This is a genomic window from Streptomyces gilvosporeus (genome assembly GCF_002082195.1).
GTDB lineage: Bacteria > Actinomycetota > Actinomycetes > Streptomycetales > Streptomycetaceae > Streptomyces > Streptomyces gilvosporeus.
Window position 1 is genome coordinate 7468323 of sequence record NZ_CP020569.1, and the last position, 17462, is coordinate 7485784.

Genomic DNA, 17462 nt, shown 5'->3' on the forward strand with positions numbered 1-17462 from the left:
TCCCTGAGCGGTGTGCCCGGTACACCTCGTCGCCGGCGGCCGGCGAGGCAAATCTGGAGTGCGGGCGTAGAACATCCCGTGCACCAGGAGGCGCTGCCATGGCCGACTACTCATCTCTCAAACCCTTCGCACACCCGACACGCGCCACTATCCCGGTCGTCGCGAGGTACGAGGAGACCGTCACCGATCTCTGCGCTGCTCTCTTCGCCGAGTTCCGTCGCTACGACCAGCGCATCCGGGCACGGCAATACATGGATGGGCTGCTGCGTGCGCAAGGGCGCAAGTCGATCGCCAACATCGCCGCCGCAGTGGGTGTGCCCGGCGACGAGCAGAGGCTGCACCACTTCGTCAGCAGCTCACATTGGGCCTGGAGCCCGGTACGCAGGGCACTGGCCGCCTTTCTGGAGGAGGAGGGCGTGCCCGCCGTCTGGGTGGTGCTGCCGGTGTCCATTCCCAAGACCGGTGAGCATTCCGTCGGCGTGTCCCGGCACTTCTCGCCCGACAGCAGACAGGTCGTCAACGGCCAACGCGCGTACGGCATATGGTACGCATCGGAGCGAGTGTTCGCCCCGGTCAGCTGGCGCCTCCACCTGCCGGAGGCATGGCTGGACAACCGTTCACGGCGGACCAAAGCAGAGGTTCCCGACGAACTCAGCGCCGCGACTCCCGAAGACTGCGTCGCGGGGCTCCGCGACGACGTCCGTCTGTGGGGGGACCCTGCGCGCCCGGTCATGACAGATGCCCGGGGAGTCGGCGAAGACCGTTATCTGGCCCGGCTGTTCGACAAAAAGGACTCGCCCGTGTTCGTGCGCATCAGCGGTCATACCCGGCTCATGCTCGACGACCGGACCCGCACTGGGCAGGGAGGGCACTGCGCTCCGGCGCGCAACCTGCTCGTCCCGGAACGCCGGCTGCGCTGTGTCGTGCGTCGTGCGGGCCCTGCTGAGCCGCCGCAGTTGCGCCCGCTGGCGACGGCGACGGCGACCGTGCGTCTTCCTCCCCTGAAGGGAGCGGGTCATACGGCACTGAAGTCTCCGGGCCCCCTCAACCTCCTGGGACTGTGGCACGACATGCGCCGACCCCCTACCGAGTTATGGCTCACGAACATGGACGCGTCACGGGCAACCGCACTGCTGCGTACGACACGGTTCATCCATATGGTGGGCAGTGGCTGGCAGACCCGCGGCGAGGCCGTCGGACTGCGGGACTACGAAGGGCGTTCTTTCCCGGGCTGGCACCGACACATGACACTGGCGTCCTGCGCCTATGCGCTGTCGTCGCTGAAGGATGCGAGCCCCGATCGCTGCTCGGGACTGTCGGCGTGAGCTGCCGGGCCGCCGCTGCGCTGCCGCCGCAGCAGGTCGTGCGTGCGTTGCAACCGCAGTGCTACCTGGACCTCAAGGGCGCGTTCCGGCTTCAGCCAGTCGCCGCCGAGCAGTTCCGTGATCCGCTCCAGCCGCCGGGAGACGGTGTTGGGGTGGACATGCAGGCTCTCCGCTGCATGGGTCGGACTGCCACCGGCGGCGAAGTACGCGTCGAGCGTTCTGGTGAGCTCGGTCATCCGCTGCGCGTCGTAATCCAGGATCGGACCGATGGTGGCGGCGATGAAACTCGCGGCATCGCGGTTGTCGGACAGGAGAACACCGAGAAAGCCCAGGTCCGCGGGTGAGGCATAGGCGCCCACGCTGTCGAGTGAGACCAGTGCGTCAAGGCACCGCAGTGCTTCCTGGTGGGCCTGCCGGACCAGGTCGGGGCTGGAGACCGGGCCGGCCGCACCGACCGTCACCGGCTGCCCGAGCAGCGGGGTGAGCTCGGCGGACACCCCGCGCGCCGCGGCACTGGAGTCGGAGGCCGGCAGCAGAAGGGCTATGCAGCCGTTCTGGATGCTTCTGAACCCGTCCATACGGCGGGCATACGACGCCGCCCAGCTGGCAGCCCTGCCCTGTGCCCCGCCTTCCGGACGGATCACGACGACCACATGCGGCCTCTCAAGATCGATGTTCAGCCTCTGGGCGCGCTGGATGAACTGCTTGGCGGGTCGGCGCGGAGCCGCCAGAAGGTCCTCGAACAGCTCGTCGCGGAACGGGCTTGCCGCGGCCTCTTCGCCGCGCCGCACCTGGAGCAGCACGGCAAGGGACTGAGCCGCCACGCTCAGCAGCGGTACATCGGTGTCGTCCAGCGGCTCGCCGGGGTGCAGGAGGAGGACGGCGAGTTCTTCGCTGCCCGCAACGACCGGCACCACCCAGGTGCCCGTGGTGACGGCGACCGGCACCTGCCCCTTGGAGGCAGCGTGGCAGGCGCGCAACACCTCGGCCTCGTCAAGGGAGGGCAGCGTCCCGTAGCGCGAGAGCGGGCGGTGCTCGGCGTCCAGTACGAGCACGGCAGCCCGGAGTTCCGTTGCCACTTCGGCGACAAGGGAGTTCAGGCCGTTCCCCGCCAGCGCATGGTCCACCAGTCTGGTGTGCAGATCTTCCCGTCTGCGGAGCTCGCTCAGCCGTGACTCGGCTTGCGTGCTGTCGGACTGGAGGTTGGCGACATCGGCGTGTGTGCGTTCGAGCGTACGTGTCTTCTCGATGGCTACGGCGGCCATGTCACCCAGCGAACTCATCAAGGAGACCTCGCCGACGGTGAAGTGCCGGACGTTTCGGCCTGCGGCGTACAGCACCCCGAAGGCGTCCTCACCGAATGTCAGCGGCGCTGCGATGATCGCGCGCAACCCCTCCGCCCGTACGACTTCGTCCAGCACGTCGGTGTGCCGCACCCGTTCGTCCGACAGGTAATCAGGGGTCCACACCGGCACGGACTTGCCGATCGCCTCGTCACCGATACCGGAGGAGTACGGCACGCGGTACCCGACGGTGAGAGCCGATGCATGACCCTCCGCCGTATGGACGTAGCTGTCCCCGGACGCGGCGTCGCGGAAGGTGATGTAGGACATGTCGAGACCGAGCAGCATGCGGGTCCGCCGGGTGATGGTCTTGAGCAGCGCGTCCAGGTCGTACGGCAAGGTCAGGTCGCGCGCTGTGTCCACCAGTGCGGACAGCTCGGCCTCGCGCTGCCGACGGCGGGAGAACAGGGTGTGGACCTCGACGGCTAAGCGCTCCGCACGCTCCAACTGCGAAACGGCAACGTCATCCAACCCGGCCGTACGGGCCCGCCGGACCAGGTCTTCGAGTTCGGCCGGCGGAGCCTCCGCGGCCAGTAGCTCGAGAATGGTGAGCATTTCACCGATACCTGACCGTTCGGCCCTGTTCATCTATTCCTTGCCTTCTCCGTCGGGGCGAGCGTCAGCCCACTCGTACTGCTGATCACTCACCGTGTCCCTGTGCTACCTCCCCCCAACCTGCGGCAATGTTGCCACATGTGAAGGAGGTCACATTGATGGATGGTGCTCGCGCCACCATCCACGTGGTCCGGTCTGTCACCGGATCACCTTCCAGGGAGGCCGAAAGCCGAGAACAGTGTGGGGCGGCACAAGTAGTGACCGATACGTGGGAGGCGCGATGTCCGAATTACGGAGTCATCTCAAGTCGCTGGAGCGCAGTAACCGGGCAATGACGGACCCGGGTCGCCCCGTTACATTCTCCATGGCGAACCGCGAGTGGGACCTGCTGGACGAGGTATTCGCGCCCGTCTATTCCCCGTCGACCGGCATTGCGCTCGACTTCCTCGGGCTCGCCGGACCGAACGGAGGGCCCATGCCGTCGTCCCTGCTGGAGATCGGCTGCGGTGCTGGAGTGATTGCCGTTCAGGCGGCCTTGGTCGGGTGTGCAACGGTGGCGGTGGACGTGAATGAACGCGCGGTGGAAAACACCCGGTTGAATGCCCAACGTCATGGTGTGGCAGATCGGGTCACAGCGGTTCACAGCGATTTGTTCGCGGCACTCGACGACGGGACGCGATTCGACCGGATCTTCTGGAGTTCCAACTACGTGTTAGCTCCTGAGGACTATGCATACCGGTCGGTCCATGAACGTGCGTACGTGGACCCCGGATACCGTACGCACCGCAGATATCTGGCCGAGGCGGTGCACCGCCTGACCGACAACGGGTCGGCGCTGCTCCACTTCTGTGACCGGGGTGACCTGAGAGGTCTCGAAAGGATTGCTGCAGAGTGCGGTCGCGAGCTGCGGGTCCTGAGGCGCTCCGCCGTGCTCGAAGGGCAGGATCTGGTCGAGCACATTCTGCTGGAAATCCGGCCGTTGCTGGACAACACGACGCAACGAGGGGACCGGAGCGGCAGCGGGGGACGGCCCGTCGTCATGGAGGGCCGATGCGGTGCACGCCGTACAAGAGTGGGAGCGAAACCGGAGAAGCGTCGACCGGCACGTGCCTGACGGCCACTCAAATTCCGCGCGCTCACCATCTGCGCGCCGCCGTCCTGAGGGGGGACCGGTACTCACCTATGCGCACTCTGCTGGTCGACAATCACGACTCGTTCACTTACAACCTCTTCGACTACCTCGCGCGGCTTTCCGGGCAGGAGCCGACCGTTGTCCGCAACGATGATTCACAGTGGCGCATCGGTCATGTGAAGGATTTCGACCGGGTGATCATCTCGCCGGGCCCAGGAAACCCTGCACGTCCGGCCGACTTCGGAATATGCCCGGAGATTATCCGCTCCGCCGAGATTCCGCTGCTCGGCGTGTGCCTCGGTCACCAGGGAATCGCTTTGGCCGGCGGCGGTGTGGTGGCATTGGCGCCGGAGCCGTGGCACGGTCGCGGCTCGCCTGTTCTGCACACCGGAACGGATGTCTTCGCCGGGCTCCCGTCCCCGTTCGAGGCTGTGCGTTATCACTCCCTCGCCGTCACCCGGCTCCCCGGCAATCTGGAGGCGACGGCCTGGACGCCCGACGGTGTTCTGATGGGTCTGCGCCACCGGCATCGGCCGCTGTTCGGTGTGCAGTTCCATCCAGAATCGATCGGCACGGAATTCGGTCTGGAACTCCTCGGCAATTTCCTGGGGATGCGCAAGGAAGCACGACGGACGACCACCTGTGGACTGTGGACCTCGGTACCGGGTACGGCCGCCGACCGGACGGGGAAGAGCCGCGCAGCCTCGACGCACCGGCCCGCGGTACGGCGCCGGTTGAAGGTCTGCGCGAAACGGCTGCGCACCCGCTGGAGCGAGGAGACCGTCTTCCAGGGACTGTTCGGAGCCGCCACGCACTCCTTCTGGCTGGACAGCAGCCGGGCCGACGACGCTCTCGGCCGCTTCTCCGTCATGGGCGACGCCTCCGGCCCGCTCGCCCGCATCGCCACGGCTGATGTATGGAGCAGCACGGTTCAGGTCAGGTCGCGCAGCGGCACCGAGATCGTCACCGGCGAGTTCCTGGACTGGCTCGACGAGGACCTGCGCGGCACGGACACCGAAGTGCCGCGGCTGCCGTGCGGATTCGCGCTCGGCTGGGTCGGTTATCTCGGCTACGAGCTCAAGTCGGAGTGCGGAGGCGCCGCGGTGCACCGCGCGGAGGATCCGGACGCGGCGATGATCTTCGCCGACCGTGCCGTGGTCTTTGATCACCAGGAGGGCATGACATACCTCCTCGCCCTGGCGGAGGAGGACGCCGGCTGCTCCGGTCACGAGGACGCCGGGGAGCTCTCCGCACACGCCTGGCTGGCCGGTACGGCGGCTCGGCTCGACGCGCTGGCGGGTCTGGAGCTCGGGCCGGCCCCCGTACCTCCCGTCGTCGGCGCGCAGGTGGAGCTGCGCCATGACCGTCAGAAGTACCTGAATCTGATCGACTCCTGCCAGGACGAGATCAGGGTCGGCGAGTCCTACGAGATCTGTCTGACCAACACGGCCGAGGCATGGGTGGATCTGGACCCTTGGCAGAGCTACCGGCACCTGCGTCAGGTCGCCCCGGCACCGTTCGCCGCTTTGCTGCGCTTCGACGAACTGTCGGTACTCAGCAGCTCTCCGGAGCGCTTCCTCCGGGTCGATGCGGACGGCACCGCGGAATCCCGGCCGATCAAAGGGACCAGGCCCCGCGGGGCAACACCTGCGCAGGACGCCGCGCTGGCCGCCGAGCTCCGCGCGGACGAAAAGGAGCGCGCGGAGAACCTCATGATCGTCGACCTCGTACGCAACGACCTGGGCCGGTGCGCGGAGATCGGCACGGTCGCCGCCGACGACATCCTCAGAGTGGAGACCTACGCAACGGTGCACCAACTGGTCAGCACCGTCACGGCGACCCTGCGCCCGGACAGCAGTGCCGTGCGCTGCGTACGCTCCGCGTTCCCCGGGGGCTCCATGACGGGCGCGCCCAAGGAACGGACGATGCAGATCATCGACCGGCTCGAAGGGGGCCCCCGGGGCATCTACTCAGGAGCGATCGGATACTTCTCCCTCACCGGGGCGACGGACCTGAGCATCGTCATCCGTACCGCAGTCCTCACACCAGGACGTGTCCGGTACGGAATCGGCGGGGCGATCACCGCGTTGTCTGACCCAGAGGCCGAGTTCGAGGAGACCGCTGTCAAGGCGCGCCCACTGCTCGCGCTGACCGGAGGCACCTTCCCGCGGTGCTGGCCGGCCACGGCGGTGTCCGGGAGCACCGTCGGCCCCTGAACGGAAGCCGCGGACGGCCCGGTGGGTCCCTGCCGCCCCAGAGCGGTACGGGACCTGCGGGCATCAGCGGTGGGGGCGGCCGCTCCACCGTGCCTGCAACGTGCCGATGAGCTCCAGTTGGTCGTGTACGCCCTCACGGAGCTCCGTCGCGGTCAGGTCTTCCGCCAACTGCTCCATGTTGATGCCCTGTTGCCGCAACGCCGACAGCACCGCATCCGATGCGTCGGACTCTCCGGACAACGTATCGCCGCGCAGTCGCCCCAGCCGGTCCACCGCACTGAGTGTGGGCTCCGGCAGTGCATGGATCGTGCCCCACGCGACCAGCTCCTCCACACGGCGCACGGATGCCGCTTCGGGGCCCGGTGCGGTGGCACTCAACCAGACCAGGCGCTGCGGCCGGGCCCCCCTGGCGCGCAGCTGCCGCCAGCGCTCGGTGCCGAGCCAGTCCTCGTAGACGGTGTAAGCCGCCTGCGCGAGGGCCGGAGCCGACCGGCCGCGGAGCACCGCCGCGGCATCCTCGGCCGCCTCGTCGAGCTGCGCGTCCACCGCGTCCTCCAGCCTGGCGGCGCTGAAGGAGGCCACCGACGATCCGCCCGGGGAGCGCCCGGCGGCAAACGCCCGCTCCAGGCCGTCGAAGTAGGCCTCGACCACCTCGTTGTAGCGCTGCACGGAATACAGGGGGCCGGTGTCCACGCCGATTCCCTCGGCCACGCAGCCGCTCAACACCTCCAGGCCGGACACCGTGCTGGGTACCTTGACCAGAAGGTTCGGTCGGTTGACGCCAAGGGCGAGGGCCCGCGCCGCCGCGATCGAAGCACGGGCGTCGTCGGCCAGACGGGGGTCCAGCTCCGCACTCACCCAGCCGTCGACCTCGCCCGTCGAGGCAAAGACCGGACGCAGTACATCACAGGCCCAGCGCGCATCGTAGGAATGCAGCGCGCGCACCGCTTCCTCCGCGCTGACGCCGCGCTCGCCCAACAGGTCGATCTGGTCCTGGTACGCGGTACCTTCCTGTACCTCACGCGCCAGTTCCCGCAGGGACAGCACGGCTCCGCTGACACATGCGTTCATGGCACGGCGGCGCAGCGACCCGTCTTCGAGCGATTGGCGGTTGACACCGTCGAGCCACACGGCCACTCCCTCGTGGACCAGATCCGTCAGCACGGTGCCGACACGGGAGTTCTCTTCTTCTCGCACGATCTGCTCGCTGCTCCTTTCATTGGTTGGGCCGACGGCTACGCGTCATCCGACGCGGGACCGGCGAGGACAAGACCCATGGCCATCACGACCGCGGCTCCAGATGCGGGGCTATGCGACCGGCGAGGGGGTACGCGGGCGGCTCACCTCGGCCAGTTCGAGCCCTCCGGTCTCCGGCGCCCATGCGACCGAGACCAGCGCACCGGCCAGCGAGAGCGTGCAGCCGAGGAGCATCACCGCACCGACCCCCCAGGCGGCCAGCCCTATGGGCACCAGGAAGGTGCCCATGGCGGCTCCGATACGGCTCACCGCGGCGGCGAATCCGATGCCGGTGGCCCGGATCTCGGTCGGGAACACCTCGCTGGGGTACACGGCCTGAAGCACGCTGGATCCGGCGTGGAACAGGGCGAAGACACCGAAGCAGACGGTGATGGCCCACTGGGGGCCGTGCGGCCACAGCCCGAGGGCGAGCAGGGCGGCGGCGGTGATCAGGAACGGCCAGATCAGCAGCTTGCGACGGCCCACGCGGTTGATCACCGTCATCCCGGTCAGGCAGCCCACCAGCAGGAAGACGTTGAGCAGCAACTCGCCGATTCCGTCATGGGGCGCCCCCAGGGAACCCAGCACCTGCGGGGCGAAGGTGGAGAGGGCAAAGAACGGCGTCACCTGGCAGAGCCAGAAGAAACTGGCGAACAGCGTCCGCCGCAGGTAGCGCCGGGAAAACAGCGCGACGTGGCTCGTGGTCACCCGCTCGCCGCTGGGTTCGGTGTCCTGTGGCCTGCGGCCGAGCCAGCGTTCGCTGATCGCCTCCGCTTCCCTGATCCGGCCCTTGCTCAGCAGCCAGCTCGGTGATTCCGGCGTCCCCAGTCGTGCCAGCAGGACCACGAGGGACGGGATCGCGCTGCTGGCGAGAACCCATCGCCACAAGGAGGCGTCGCCGCTCCAGGACGTCAGCGCGATACCGAAGGCCGCCGCGAGCGTGTAGCCGACGTACCAGAAGACGATGAGGGAGGCCAGCAGCCGCCCCCTGCGCTTGGGGGTCGCGAACTCCGCGACCAATGCGCCGGCGATCGCATAGTCCGCGCCCACGGCGGCACCCATGACCAGTCGTACGGCCAGGAGTTGCCAGGCCTCCTGCACCACGAGCTGTAGCAGCGAGCCGATGAGGAACACCAGGAGGTCGATGAGGTACATCTTCTGCCGACCGATCCGGTCGGTGAGCCAGCCGAAGACCAATCCTCCGAAGAACAGGCCGATCAGCGAGGCCGCGCCGATCAGCCCGGCCCACAGGGCCGATAGCCCGAGATCGGCGCGGGCGAGCGGCAGTGCGGCGCCGACCACTCCCAGCACCCACCCGTCGCAGACCTCGCCGCCGCCAGCACACACGGCGATACGGGTCTCGAATCGGCGGACACGCCGGAGATCGGAACCGGCCGGCCTCGAACCGGGCGCCGGCTGCACGCGCGTGGCTGACACGTACCCTCTCCTCCTTTCTCAGTAATGCCGAACGGCGCTATCGGGTCGCCATGAGATCCAGCGACAGATCCAGGCGGTCCGGCGGACGGACGTCGAGTTCGGCACTCTCGGTCAGTACCGCCGTTTGCAGCTGCCTGATGCGATGTGACGGAGCGATGCCGAGTTCTTCGGTGAGCGTCCTGTGGAGCCGGTGATAGGTCTCCAGGGACTGCGCAGTACGGCCCGACCGGTAAAGCGCAATCATGTATTGGGCATGCAGGTTTTCCTGTACCGGATGCCGGGAGATAAGCGCGCTGAGTTCTGAAAGCAGCTGATGGTGCCGGCCCAGCCGTAATTCCGCATCGATGCACTGCTCCAGCACAGTCATACGGAGGTCTTCCAGGCCCGTGACATATGCCTGGATATGCGGACCATGCTGTATGTCCAGCAAGGTCTGTCCGCGCCAGAGTCCCAACGCGGCACGGAGTGCAGAGGAGATGAGCAGATCGTCCTTGCGGGCTTGGGCCTGTCGGAAATCCGCCAAGTGCCGGTCGAGGGAGTGCATATCGAAGGCACCCTTCTCGACTCGCATCGTATACCCCTGATGGCACGTCTGAAGAATGCGCTTGCTCTCTTCCGGGGTGCTCCCGGAGGGGCGGCAGGACAGGGCCTGCCGTATCTGGAACACCCGTGTGTGCACGCTCTGCACCGCGCTGCGTGGCGCCGCTTCGCCCCAGAGCTCCTGGACGCAGGCGTCGAGCGCCACGGGGGAATTTGCGTTGAGCAGGAGGAGGGCAAGAAGTTGACGTGTCTTCGGTGCGGAGGGAAGCAGAGAATCACTCCCCTCCGTCAGAGACAGCGGACCGAGAACTCCGAACTTCATTGGACTCCCTCTCGTACGGACACCTGGTCGAGGTTCCGACGGAAGGTGATCGCCGGAAATGGGCGTGCGGTGTGCGCCACCGGATGATCGCCCTGCGTCTGGAGAAAAAGCTAGCTACACCAAGAGGATGAGGCCAGGCAATGCCTGGGACTCTGTCACTCGTGCCCGAATTCGCCGCTTTTGAACCTGCCGGTCAGTGACTCGGTACCGAGTGATGAGCGAATCGATAGAACCCCCTGCTTTGCTGATCGAAGTCCCGTTCGGCAGAAGGCTCACGGCCTGCCGTCAGGGCCCATTCGTACGATGACGGAGGAATTTCGCATGACGAAACGTCTGGTCATATTCGACTGCGACGGAGTTCTCGTCGACAGCGAGACGCTGAGCTCGCACGCCATGCGAGAAATGGTGGCCGAAGAGGGGCTTGACTTCTCCTTGGAGCAGGCGCTGGAATTCCTCCGGGGCCGGAAGGTTGCCGAGTGGGTCCAGCAGTTGGAGGACCGGCTGGGCAGGGCGCTCCCGGCCGACTTCATTCCGCGGTTCCGGCAGCGGGCAGCGGACCTGTTCGCCACCGAACTACGGCCCGTCCCCCATGTACAGCAGGTCATCGAGGAACTCGGGCTTCCCTTCTGCACGGCGTCCAGCGCGCCACGCGAAAAGATCCTCCACACCCTGGGACTTACCGGCCTGCTGTCCGCCTTCCAGGACCGCATCTACAGCGCCTACGAGGTCGGCGTCTGGAAGCCCGATCCGGGTCTGTTCCTGCACGCCGCGGCCGACCTCGGCGTACCGCCCGAAGCCTGTGCGGTCGTCGAGGACAGCCCGGTAGGAGTCCGGGCCGGCGTCGCGGCCGGAATGACCGTCTTCGGCTACGCGCCGCAGGAGAGCGGAACGCACGCGGCCCTGGCCGCCGAAGGAGCCGTCACCTTCGGCTCGATGAAGGAACTTCCCGGACTGCTGGACCGGTGGCTCGCAGTGCCCCCGGTCGGACTCGCGGTCGGGTGACCCCGCGCACGGCCGACCTCGCGGCAGCACACCGCCGGCCGACGGTCGGACCGCATTCATCCATCAGCACGCCTTGCCCCCTCGGAGAGGCTGAGTCGGAAAGGTTCTATCCGCATGCCGAGAGTTCTCGAAGAGTTGCAGCGGGTCGGTGAGTCGGCGGAGATCTGGTGGGATTCCTCGCCGCTCGACTTCCCCACGTGGCGCGACCGCCATCTGGCCACCGCACCTGACACCCTCACCAAAAAGCGCTGGCGGGATCAGCTCGACTGCTTTCTGTGTCCGTCCGAGCCCGACCGTTCCCTGGTCCGTGGCATCACGACCAACCCCTCCCTGGTCGCGCAGAGCGTCATGGCTTCCCCGGAAAGCTGGCGCCAGGACATCCAGGAGCTCATCCGCTACCAGCTGACCCCCGACGTGGAGAGCACCTTCGCGCTCGTCTACGAAGAGGCACTGCGCCGCGCGGCGCGCGAGATGCTGCCCATGTGGCAGGCGAGCAACGGTCGGTACGGCTGGGTCTCCGGGCAGCTGGACCCACGTCTGATGCTCAACGCCGACCTCATGCTGGAACAGGCGCTGCGCATCGCGCGGATCTCCCCGAACCTCATGGTGAAGGTGCCTGGTACCCGACAGGGCTACGAGGTCATCCGGCAGCTGGTCGCCCGCGGTATCTCCATCAACTCCACGCTCTCCTACACCGTTCCGCAGTTCACGGCCTGCGCCGAGGCCGTCGAAACCGGATTGAAGAAGGCCCACGAGCAAGGCATCGACACCGGCCGGTGGCGCGCGGTCTTCACTCATATGATCGGGCGCTTCGGAGCCAACCCCGACCTCCGCTATGAGGCGGCGATCCGCGGGATCGAGCTCTCCCAGACCGATGTGCGCTGGGGCGAGGTCGCCATCCTCAAGAGAATCCACACCCTCATCCAGGAGAACGGCCACCCCCTCAAGCCGCTGCTCTCCAGCCTTGAGGTCGACGACCCGGCCAAGGGCAGTAGCACCCTGAGCATGCACCTGGAGCAGACCGCGGGCGGCGCGATCGCGTACACCTGCAAGCCCCGGTTCGTGGGCGACGTGCTGCGCCGCGAAGACGAACTGGCCGCCTTCGACGAGCATGCCATCGACCAGGCGGTCCCGGCGGATGTCCTGGAGAAGCTGCTCTGGCTGCCGTCGTTCCACCGCGCGTACGACCCGACCGGTATGGACCCCGAGGAATTCGCCCACTACGGCTCGTTCATCGCGACCTACGCCGAGGTGATGGCGAACACCCGCAAGCTGATCGACTTCGTCGCGCATCAGTTCCAGACCCTCACTCCCTCCGCACAGCCGCTGCTGCTCTCCTGAGCCGGCAACCGGCCGTGGCAACCCACTCATACAGACCCACACCACCGAGGAGGTGTCGTATGCATCCGTCCATCGCGCTCTGGAGCCACCCCAGGTCGATGTCGACCGCTCTGGAGCGCTCGTTCATCGAGCGGGGCGACTTCAAGGTGTTCCATGAAGCGTTCGCCTACGTCTTCTTCATGCACGAAGAACGGGCCGCCATCCCGCACAAGAACCCCGACCCCGACCATCCGCTGACCTACCCGGACATCAAGCAGATGATGGAGTCGGCGCGGCACGAACGCCCGGTCTTCCACAAGGACTTCCCGTACCACTGCCTCGACCATCTGCTCGACGACCCCGAGTACCTGCTCGGCCAGGTCAACACCTTCCTGGTCCGGGACCCCGAGGAGGCGGTGCTCTCGCACGCCACCGTGCACCCGGAACTCACCCGTGAAGTGCTCGGCTACGAACAGCTCGCCAGAGCCTTCGACTTCGTACGGGAACTGACCGGAACCGCGCCGCTGGTCATCAACGCGGCCGACCTCGCCGCCCGCCCCGAAGCCACCATCGCCGCCTACTGCGCGCACGCCGGCATCCCCTTCCTGCCCGACGCCCTGAACTGGTCGGCGGGCGAACAGCCCGAGTGGACGACCTGGAGCGGCTGGCACACCGACGTGACCGCGAGCAGCGGCCTGCGCGCACCGCAGCGGAACTACCGCTTCACCTATCAAACGCGCCCCGACCTACGCGAGTTCGAGCGCTACTGCCGCCCCTTCTACGAGCACCTGGACCAGTACCGGCTACAGCCGGCCGAGGAGGTAACACCGTGAGCGTCAACACCGTCATCGTCACCGGCGGGGCCAGCGGCGTCGGACGTGCCCTGGTGGGCCGTCTGCTGGACGCCGGCAAGACCGTCATCACCTGCGACATCGACGAACCCGGCCTGAAGTCGCTCGCCATCGAGCACGAGGGCCGTCCGCTGGAGACACATGTCACCGACGTCGCCTCACACGAGGACTGCGATGCCTTCATGGACCGGGTCCTCGCCGCACACCCGAACGTGAACGGCCTGGTCAACAACGCCGGTCTCTACCTCGGACAGCCGGTCTGGGAGTACGACGACGCCACCATCGAGCGGGTCATAGCCGTCAACATCAAGGGCCCGGTGTGGCTGTCCCGGCGTTTGGCCGACCACCTGCTCCCTGCCAAGCGGCGCGGTGCCATCGTCAACCTGGCCTCGGTCGCCGGTGAGGTCGGCAGCTCCGACGCCCTCTACGGCACGGTCAAGGCCGGCGTCATCGGCCTTACCAAGTCCAACGCCATGAACTTCGCTCCGTATATCCGCGTCAACGTCGTCTCGCCCGGCCTGATCGTCAACACCGCCATAGCCGACCGGATCCCGGACTACCGCTACGCCGAGTACAAGCGCCAGGAGCAACTGGACGGCGACATCCTCCCCGAGTACGTGGCCGACGTCTGCGCCTATCTGCTCAGCGACGAGTCCCGGACGCTGACCGGCGCCTTGCTCCGTGCCGACAACGGCAGCTACCCGCGCTGAGTGCTCAGACCGTACGCCCCCGGAGGCAAGCCTTGAATGCATCGACCGTCGATTCCGGCAAGCCGCTCATCATGCTGGTGGGCATGGGCGACCTGTCCGCAAAGGTCCTCAACCTGCTGCTGAGCCACCCGGCGACCAACCGGATCGTCCTGGCCGGACGCGACACCGAAACCATCCGCAGGCGGGGCAACCTGGCGCTGTTCACCGCCACCAACCTTGGCCACCACGGCACGGTCGACACCGTCCATGTCGACCTCCGCGAGGTCGACGCCACGGCGGAAACGTTGGCCAGGGTCCGGCCCGACATCATCTTCATGGGCGGCTCGTTGCAGTCCTGGCGAGTCATCACCGCACTGCCCAAGGAGACCTTCGAGGAACTGGACGAGGCTCAGTTCGGTCCTTGGCTGCCCATGCACCTGACCCTCAATCACCTGCTGATGCAGGCGGTACGGGACTCGGGCATCGACGCCAAGGTAGTCAACGCCGCGTTCCCCGACGCGGTGGGACCCGTCCTCGACAAGGTCGGTCTGGCACCGACGATCGGCGTCGGCAACGTCGCCAACATCGTGCCGGCCCTCACCCTCGGCAGTGCGCACCTGTTGGACGCCCACCCTGCGGACGTGGAGCTGCGGCTCACCGCCCAGCACTACTTCAGCCACTATGTACCGCGCTTCGGTGACGCCGGGCAGGGCGCGTACCACCTCGATGTGGCGGTGGCGGGTCGACGGGCCGAGATAGACCACGGCGCGCTCTTCGCTCAGCTCGACAACCGGCTCAAACGACTCGGCGGCGTCGACGGCCAGTTGCTGACCGCCTCCTCCGCCGTACGGGTGCTGCGGGGCATGGCGACCGACAGCGGAGTGCTCGCGCACGCTCCCGCGCCCGGTGGCCTGCCGGGCGGCTATCCCGTCCGGATCCACCGGGACGGCGCCACCCTCGACCTGCCCGACGGCCTCGGTCTCCACGAGGCGATCCGTATCAACGAGGAGTGCCAGCAGGCCGACGGTATCGACCGGATCGACGAGGACGGCACGGTGCACTTCACCGAGCCGGAGATGGCGATCATGAAGCGGCTGCTCGGCTACGAGTGCCAGAGCATGAAGCTCGGCGACGTCTCCGAGTGGGCCGATGAACTGGACGCCAAATACCGGGCGTTCGCGGCGCGCTTCGCCTGATCCGCCCACGCCGAACGCCTGACCCACGTACGCCCCATTCGCCGCGCCGGCCGAGGCGCCGCGCCTCGGCCGGCCGCGCATCCACCCCCTTACTCCGTACCGCCGGAGAGAGCCGGAGGACCATCATGACCACATACGCCTCCCATGCCGCGAGCAACGTTCCCCTCGCGACGGCGGCCGCCGAGGACTTCGAGGGTCAGTACGTGCCCACCCTCGTGGACCGCTGGGACCAGTTGATCGACTGGGACCGCCGCAGGGCGAGCGAGCAGGACTTCTTCGCCGAGCTGCTGAACGGAGCCGAGGCCCGTCGCGTGCTCGATGTCGCGGCCGGTACCGGCTACCACTCCGTCACCCTGGCCCAGCACGGCTTCGACGTCACCGCGGCGGACGGCAGCGCGGAGATGGTCGAACGGACCCGCCGCAACGCCGCGGCCCACGGCCAGTCGTTCCGCGTCCTGCAAGCCGACTGGCGCAGCCTGCACCAGCACATCGACGGCCGTTACGACGCGATCGTCTGTCTGGGAAGTTCGTTCCCGCATCTGTTCCGGGAAACCGACCGGCACGCCGTCCTCGCGGAGTTCCACCAGGCGCTGAACCCCGGCGGCATTCTCATCATCGACCACCGGAATTTCGATTCCATCCGGCAGCACCGGTACCAGAGCAGCGGCAACTACTACTACTGCGGCACCGGGGCGACCGTGACCGTGGCGCACGTTGACTCCCAGTTGTGCCGGTTCCAGTACGACTTCCCGGACGGTGGCAGGCACCAGTTGGAGGTCTACCCCGTTCTTTCGGCGGAACTGTCGTCACTGCTGATCGGTGCCGGTTTCGACACCGTCCAGACCTTCGGCGACTTCCGCGAGAACTTCGATATCGACGAGGTGGACTTCGTCATCCACGTCGCCCGGAAGTCCTGATCCATGAAGCAGTCAGAAAGGCCCACGACAGTGGTAAGTGAAAAAACATCCGACGGCAGGCGTTCCAAGGTCATCGCCGGATTCGTCGTGACCGTGCTGCTGACCAGCTTCGTGGCAGCTACGTACGGATTCGGCTTCTACCTCTTCGCGCAGATCGTCACCGACATGCGCAAGGACCTCGGCTTCGGCTACACGGTGGTCGGCACCATCACCGCGGCCGGGCAGCTCGGCTTCCTGCTCTTCGCCCTGCTCGGCACCTGGCTGTCGACCCGAATCGGCGGAGGCCAGGTCGTCGTCGGATCGGTGGCGCTCTGCGGACTGTGCCTGGTGCTCCTGCCGATGACCAACAGCATCGTCCTGATCGGGATCCTGCTGACCGTCCTCGGCGGCACTGCGGCATCGGTGTACGTGCCGCTGGTCGAGCTCGTCGGCCGGGTCATCGACTACCGGCACCGCGGCAAGGTATTGGGCCTGGTCTCCAGCGGTACCAGCTACGGGGTGTTCGTCAACAGTCTGCTGGTCCCCACCTTCGTCCAGCAGGGCAACTGGCGGGGGCTGTGGTACTCCGTCGGAGCCGGCACCCTCATGGTGACCGCGGTGGCCGCCTTCACCTTCGTCCGGCTCGGCCTCTTCCGCGGCGAGGACGAGGCCACGGAGCGGGCCATGCACGACGGCGCCGAGCGGAACACCAGTGCGCGGGCCGGCTGGCGCATGGTGCTGGTGCGCTGGGTGGTCATCATCTGGACGATGAAATTCCTCAACGGGTTCGCCTGCATGCCGTTCCAGAACTATCTCTCGCCCTATCTGCGCGAGGGTCTGGGATTCAACATCGACTTCGCGGCGCAGGTCTGGGGAGCCATCGGCGTCATCGGAATGTTCGCCGGCTTCGCGGTCGGCTGGCTCTCCGACCGTATCGGCGTACGGGCCTCGCTGGTCATGTGCTACACGCTCTTTTTCATCTCCGCCGTACTGCTGGTGGTCGCCCCGGTCGGATTCCTCCCCATGGTCTCCGGGGTGCTCTTCGCGCTCGCCTTCTACCCGATCTACGGGCTGGTGCCGGCGTATGTGTCCAAGTCGGTCTCCGGCGCCGCCGCGACGGTCATCTTCGGCGTCACCAATATCACCCAGGGCGTCGGTGGCATCCTCGGCAATTACACGGCGGGATTCCTCAAGAACCTGACCGGCAGTTTCATGTGGTACTACGTCGTGATCGCCGTGGCCACCGTGATTCTCGGCACGCTGACCCTCCGACTGCCCCGCGAGGGATCGCCGGAGAGCGCCATCGGCAAGCGAAAAGAAACCGCCGTACCCGGCATGGCCAAGGATGTCGCCCATGCCGCCGGCTGATGCCCGAACCCAGATGATCCCAGTCGATGCAGTC

General features: G+C 67.1%; 14 protein-coding genes. 10 read left to right on the forward strand and 4 right to left on the reverse strand.

Features of this window, described 5'->3' with window-relative positions; genetic code table 11:
• Positions 1–98: 98 nt before the first annotated feature.
• The gene (locus B1H19_RS33035) at positions 99–1325 is read left to right on the forward strand and encodes an IS701 family transposase (RefSeq protein WP_083108560.1); all 1227 of its coding nucleotides are present in this window, start codon (positions 99–101) and stop codon (positions 1323–1325) included.
• Here B1H19_RS33035 and B1H19_RS33040 read toward each other — a convergent pair.
• A complete protein-coding gene (locus tag B1H19_RS33040) occupies positions 1265–3223 on the reverse strand; it encodes a helix-turn-helix domain-containing protein (protein WP_083108561.1) in 1959 nt (652 codons plus the stop codon). The two genes, B1H19_RS33035 and B1H19_RS33040, sit on opposite strands and share 61 nt — an antisense overlap.
• 364 nt (positions 3224–3587) lie before the next feature.
• Here B1H19_RS33040 and B1H19_RS33045 point away from each other — a divergent pair, with 364 nt between their 5' ends.
• Positions 3588–4337, forward strand: coding sequence for a methyltransferase domain-containing protein (locus tag B1H19_RS33045; RefSeq protein WP_237289637.1), 750 nt, complete (start codon positions 3588–3590; stop codon positions 4335–4337).
• A 68-nt stretch (positions 4338–4405) separates the two neighbouring features.
• The gene (gene pabB, locus B1H19_RS33050; RefSeq protein ID WP_083108563.1) at positions 4406–6571 is read left to right on the forward strand and encodes an aminodeoxychorismate synthase component I; all 2166 of its coding nucleotides are present in this window, start codon (positions 4406–4408) and stop codon (positions 6569–6571) included.
• 63 nt (positions 6572–6634) lie between these two features.
• Here pabB and B1H19_RS33055 read toward each other — a convergent pair whose 3' ends face one another.
• The 3 genes from B1H19_RS33055 to B1H19_RS33065 all read right to left on the reverse strand — a co-directional run bounded on the left by B1H19_RS33055 (position 6635) and on the right by B1H19_RS33065 (position 9989).
• A complete protein-coding gene (locus B1H19_RS33055; protein ID WP_159028198.1) occupies positions 6635–7768 on the reverse strand; it encodes a transaldolase family protein in 1134 nt (377 codons plus the stop codon).
• 111 nt (positions 7769–7879) lie between these two features.
• The gene (locus tag B1H19_RS33060; protein WP_107426225.1) at positions 7880–9244 is read right to left on the reverse strand and encodes an MFS transporter; all 1365 of its coding nucleotides are present in this window, start codon (positions 9242–9244) and stop codon (positions 7880–7882) included.
• Positions 9245–9281: 37 nt separating this feature from the next.
• Complete coding sequence (locus B1H19_RS33065; RefSeq protein WP_237289638.1) at positions 9282–9989, reverse strand: AfsR/SARP family transcriptional regulator; 708 nt, start codon at positions 9987–9989, stop codon at positions 9282–9284.
• A 438-nt stretch (positions 9990–10427) separates the two neighbouring features.
• Here B1H19_RS33065 and B1H19_RS33070 point away from each other — a divergent pair, with 438 nt between their 5' ends.
• The 7 genes from B1H19_RS33070 (at position 10428) to B1H19_RS33095 (ending at position 17428) form a co-directional block, all read left to right on the forward strand.
• Complete coding sequence (locus B1H19_RS33070; RefSeq protein WP_159028199.1) at positions 10428–11108, forward strand: HAD family hydrolase; 681 nt, start codon at positions 10428–10430, stop codon at positions 11106–11108.
• 114 nt (positions 11109–11222) lie between these two features.
• A complete protein-coding gene (locus B1H19_RS33075) occupies positions 11223–12449 on the forward strand; it encodes a transaldolase family protein (RefSeq protein ID WP_083108568.1) in 1227 nt (408 codons plus the stop codon).
• A gap of 59 nt (positions 12450–12508) precedes the next feature.
• Positions 12509–13261: a sulfotransferase-like domain-containing protein gene (locus tag B1H19_RS38285; protein WP_107426227.1), complete on the forward strand. Its 753-nt coding sequence runs from the start codon at positions 12509–12511 to the stop codon at positions 13259–13261.
• A complete protein-coding gene (locus B1H19_RS33080; RefSeq protein WP_107426228.1) occupies positions 13258–13989 on the forward strand; it encodes an SDR family NAD(P)-dependent oxidoreductase in 732 nt (243 codons plus the stop codon). The genes B1H19_RS38285 and B1H19_RS33080 overlap by 4 nt, the downstream gene beginning before the upstream one ends.
• Before the next feature lie 32 nt (positions 13990–14021).
• Positions 14022–15164: a hypothetical protein gene (locus B1H19_RS33085; protein ID WP_083108570.1), complete on the forward strand. Its 1143-nt coding sequence runs from the start codon at positions 14022–14024 to the stop codon at positions 15162–15164.
• 125 nt (positions 15165–15289) lie between these two features.
• Positions 15290–16081: a class I SAM-dependent methyltransferase gene (locus B1H19_RS33090; protein ID WP_083108571.1), complete on the forward strand. Its 792-nt coding sequence runs from the start codon at positions 15290–15292 to the stop codon at positions 16079–16081.
• A 30-nt stretch (positions 16082–16111) separates the two neighbouring features.
• Positions 16112–17428, forward strand: coding sequence for an MFS transporter (locus B1H19_RS33095; RefSeq protein WP_159028200.1), 1317 nt, complete (start codon positions 16112–16114; stop codon positions 17426–17428).
• Positions 17429–17462 lie beyond the last annotated feature (34 nt).